Here is an 885-nt window from a genome sequence, read left to right as displayed (position 1 = left end):
GGAAAGTATTCTGACAATTCTAGCAAGGGGTTTTTCGAAACGGTGAATCATTTTGTGTTTTGATGCGATTTTTGTGAAATACAGGTGGTGAATAATAACGATAGGTAAGACTTTGATATTATCTCCGCCTTTTCCCCCGTCCCACACCGTGCATGATGGTTTCCCATCACACGGCGTTCAATCACAATTAGTATTTATTCTAATTTGCACATTTTACAACTCGAAAGATTTTTGCTTAACAGACTTCTATGGCAAGGTTTTTTAATTTTATCAATTTCTTAACTTGTTGTTTATCAAGCAGTAAAGCGGCAGAAGTGAGTTTGATTTTGCTTTCGTCTGGTTCATGTATAAGTCTATGGATTGCCTTTGTTACAAAGATAAGGTTTTTATACTCATCCCCACCACCCATAATTAATGGCTTTTTGTGATGGCAACACATATTCTCAATTTCAAGAATTGTTCCTGAGACAGCACACTTATCTTTTTGAGCAGCATACAGCGATAATCTGTTGTCATTATATTCGATGCTTTGCCCTTTTTCAGGATTTCGCATTAAATACATGAGCATATCTATGTCGACACATTCAAGTTGTTTGTGAATTCCAGCCCTACCTATTTCAGTATATTTATTGATAACTTTTTTCTTATACAGCGCTACTTTATGCCGTACATAGGCTAGGGGAACTATGGCTGTGTCATAGATATATCGCAGTTCTTTACTCTTTCCGTACCGTTCTTTAATATAGTTCGGTGGGTCTTTTCCTGCTCGCTTTATCCCATTCTTTAACCTTGCTTTAAGACTCTTTTTGACTCCAAAGGCAATTTGGTTGAAATCCAGATTTACAAGGGTTGCTATTGCATAATAGTTGTGTACTCCAATTACGT

1 protein-coding gene is annotated in these 885 nt (G+C 36.7%); it reads right to left on the bottom strand.

Going from position 1 to position 885, the window contains the following annotated elements; genetic code table 11:
- Positions 1–235: 235 nt before the first annotated feature.
- Positions 236–885, bottom strand: a 650-nt coding sequence (locus ACYQ3Q_RS28300; RefSeq protein WP_459931723.1) for an HNH endonuclease signature motif containing protein, incomplete at its 5' end; no start/stop codon positions are given.

Source organism: Desulfosporosinus burensis (genome assembly GCF_054657535.1).
This window is presented reverse-complemented; position numbering and strand designations above follow the sequence as displayed.